The sequence below is a fragment of the Paenibacillus sp. 01T422 genome (genome assembly GCF_056398785.1).
In genome coordinates this window covers 1-3123 of sequence record NZ_JBFTQB010000788.1, presented here as the reverse complement: position 1 = coordinate 3123, position 3123 = coordinate 1, and the positions used below count along the sequence as shown (strand labels likewise).

Sequence of the window (3123 nt, the reverse complement as noted above, 5' to 3'; positions counted from 1 at the left end):
GAAGTGCTGAACCCTGTTGGCCATGATTTATTAGTCACTCCGAAGGAGATTGACCAGTTTATTGAGGACATCGCCAATATAATTGCCAGCGGTTTGAATGCTGCTCTACACGATGCGGTAGGCGTCGAGAATGTAGCGGCTTATACACACTGAACGAATCAGAACTGCCAGAACTGTCTCTGCGATATTCGTGGAAACAGTTCTTTCTTTTGCCTATTTTTAGCCCGAACTGGAAGGAAAAAGATGGGAGGCGTCGAAGTATCTGACGATCACCTTAAAATAAGGATGTGGTTCAGTGAGCAGCACACAGCTGGCAAAGCTATTCATCGGGTCGTCTGCTGAAAGCATTGACGTAGCAGAGGCTTTGCAGTCTAACCTCCATTTTTCCTGTGATGTCACAGTTTGGAGCCAGTTATTATTCCCGCCTTCACATACAACGCTAGCTCCGCTAATCAAGCAGGCACAAGCAAGTGATTTTGCTATTTTTGTCTTTCAACCAAATGATTTAACGCTTTTGAGAGATTCGGTTGTCAGCACTGTTCGCGATAACGTTATACTCGAGCTTGGTTTATTCATTGGGCAAATTGGCCTGGAAAGAACCTACTTTCTTATTCCGGAAAAAGAAGAGTTACATATTGCCACTGACCTTATAGGGTTGACACCGCTTACTTATAAGGCGGATCATCCTTCCGGTTTGATGGCTGGATTGGGACCTGCCACTTATACCGTGAAACGAATGTTGAAGGAGTTAGGATTGAGAATCAAATGAAACCTAAAATTTTTATCGGTTGTTCGCTTTCAAGTCTACTATGGGCGGAATTCTATCAATCGCAGCTAGCTTCCACGGCTGATGTCACCGTTATTAACCAAGGCGTCCTGACGGCATCTCAGCATAAATTAAAGATGCTCAAAAAGCATGTTGAAGAAACAGATTTTGCACTGCTCATTCTGACTCGTGAGGACATGCAGCATATGGTAACTTATGCTAATCTCTTGGTACTCATTGGTCTTTGTATTGGTGAGTTAGGGCATAGCAGGACATTTATTGTGATGTCCAGTGATGGTGAGCTGCCAGAGTACCTCGAAGGCTATAATCCGCTGCGAGTGGATGACACGCAAATCAATAGAGAGATTGGGGAGTTGGCAGGCCCTCATCTGTATCCGATGAAGAGCAGTATCGCTGCGCATAAGAAACGGATTAAGCCGTCGGATATGAAAAAAAATGATGCCATCCGCAGTTTCCTCTTTGATGCCCTCGATTCGCTGAGCGTTTCAAACGTGGATTATGACCGTGTACTAGACAAATTCCATAAGACATTTGATACCAATTGTGGTATAATTGAGCTCCAAGAAGTGACGGCTGCAACGTTGTTTGAGCTTCTCGATGACGGGGTTACTTTACAGCAGTTTGGCCGCGCGGGGCAGGTCAGCAATAATCATAGCTTTCATGTGAATGACCCTACCAGCTACCTAGCGGAATGTTATCGCGGCAAAGATACGAACATCTACCTCGGGCGAGCCAAGGATAAAGAAGACGGCGAGTTTGAATATATATATTGCGTGAAGCTGCATGCAACCATCGTTTCCTCCATACATTTCAAAACAAGAGCGGATATCCCGCAGCGCGATCATCATCAAGTCATGATGGAGTTATCGGAAAGAAATGCGAAGCTCATGTCTTCACTCAAATCCATTGTGAAAGGAAGGATTCTCTATGCTGAAGCACATGAAGAAAGTTCGTAATCGACTAACCGCCAAAAATGCACATAAAGCTTCCGATAAGAGTTTGCTCAAACTATATAATGGCCCCACTGTTCTTAACAAACCAAGCGGGGTAACAATCGTAGCCAAAGGATCATTCGATTTCGAATCTCTGGCCTAGTTCTATATGGAAGTCCGAAGAACCCCTGATGGGGTTCTTTTTCTTAGTATAATGTTTCTGGGGTAGCCGAAGGGTACCCTTTTATTATGCTCAAGGGTGAAGTAATGGGAGTTACTACTGTTAAAACGATGCCGAGAAAGAGTTCAGTTGTATATCAGGGGTTCAGGGTTTCAAGGGTTCCAGATTTCCCGCTATTTCAGCTGTGATGCCCTTAACGGAGTATCTCCGAGGAACTGGGCAACTGGCGAGTGGTAGATTGGATTACTTATAAGTAACGCCGATTTCTCCTGTTAATTTCCGCAAATGTGCTGATTTTACTCAAATAACTGGATTTCCTACCTCTAATTTCATTGAATATGGAAGATTTGCGGTGCATGCGATGTTTTAGCTGGAGTTTTGCCGTTAATCCATTTCCCGGCACTGAGAAGCTCCAATTAACAGTAGATTTTACAGATTTTTCAGCCGAGGTGCCTTAATTTAGTGTCCCCGCGGAACTGAGCAATAGAGCAACTGAGCGAGTGGTGGATTGGATTACTTATAAGTAACGCCGACTTTTCCTGCTCTTTGCTGTAAATAGGCTACTTTTTACGAATATAACTGGATTTCCTATCACTTATTTCGCCGAGTATGGAAGATTTCGGGCGGCTACCGATGTTTTAGCAGGAGTTATTAATGCCGCATAAGTTGGCCGGGTTAAAAAAGACCACATGAAAGTGTCAGCGACTTGATCGCTGGCACTTTTTGCATTTCCTTTTGACTAGACTATCAAAAAAATCTATCGATTCGGGTTCTATCGACGGGGCTCGTTTCATAGATTGAATTAAGATAGTTTAGGAGGAATCAGACTATGAAATGGACTTCAGCCACACTCAATCTCAGCCATGTTCGCAAAACGTTTCAGAGCGCCAGTTCCGTCGGAAAAACGTTCTTTATTCTCAGCGCAGCAACGTTAGCTATTTTTGTTCTAGTTGGCGTAGGTGGCTATCTACAGAATAAAGTCATAACGACCTCGCCGGTTTCGTCGATGAAAAGTTTAGCCGCGTCCGTCACGAATCAATTTTTTATCGATATGCTCGGCATGGAAGTGCCTCATCTAAATAAAGACCAGAAGAAATTTACGTTCTCTCAGCATAATGTCTTCCATTTCGCTTTCCAGTTCCTGACGGACATTAATCCAAGCGATCCGAAGAGTCTGGTAGCCAGTGAAGTACCAGGTATGGATACCAGCAAATCAACAGTCC

The 3123-nt window shown here is 44.0% G+C and carries 4 protein-coding genes and 1 pseudogene; all 5 read left to right on the top strand.

Features of this window, described 5'->3' with window-relative positions:
* Nucleotides 1–153 (top strand): GPR endopeptidase (locus AC1DUA_RS31250; RefSeq protein ID WP_477503449.1); only part of this gene is annotated, 153 nt, incomplete at its 5' end.
* Nucleotides 154–295: 142 nt separating this feature from the next.
* Nucleotides 296–769, top strand: coding sequence for a nucleotide-binding protein (locus AC1DUA_RS31245; RefSeq protein ID WP_477503448.1), 474 nt, complete (start codon nucleotides 296–298; stop codon nucleotides 767–769).
* The gene (locus tag AC1DUA_RS31240; RefSeq protein WP_477503447.1) at nucleotides 766–1743 is read left to right on the top strand and encodes a TIR domain-containing protein; all 978 of its coding nucleotides are present in this window, start codon (nucleotides 766–768) and stop codon (nucleotides 1741–1743) included. The genes AC1DUA_RS31245 and AC1DUA_RS31240 overlap by 4 nt, the downstream gene beginning before the upstream one ends.
* Nucleotides 1715–1882, top strand: a complete 168-nt coding sequence (locus tag AC1DUA_RS31235) for a hypothetical protein (RefSeq protein ID WP_477503446.1) — start codon at nucleotides 1715–1717, stop codon at nucleotides 1880–1882. The genes AC1DUA_RS31240 and AC1DUA_RS31235 overlap by 29 nt, the downstream gene beginning before the upstream one ends.
* Before the next feature lie 847 nt (nucleotides 1883–2729).
* Nucleotides 2730–3123, top strand: a pseudogene (locus tag AC1DUA_RS31230) (stage II sporulation protein P); the annotation flags it as partial.

Coding starts and splice junctions, on each gene's coding strand:
- AC1DUA_RS31240 (WP_477503447.1), top strand. CDS start 766: ATGAAACCTAAAATTTTTATCGGTTGTTCGCTTTCAAGTCTACTATGG.
- AC1DUA_RS31235 (WP_477503446.1), top strand. CDS start 1,715: ATGCTGAAGCACATGAAGAAAGTTCGTAATCGACTAACCGCCAAAAAT.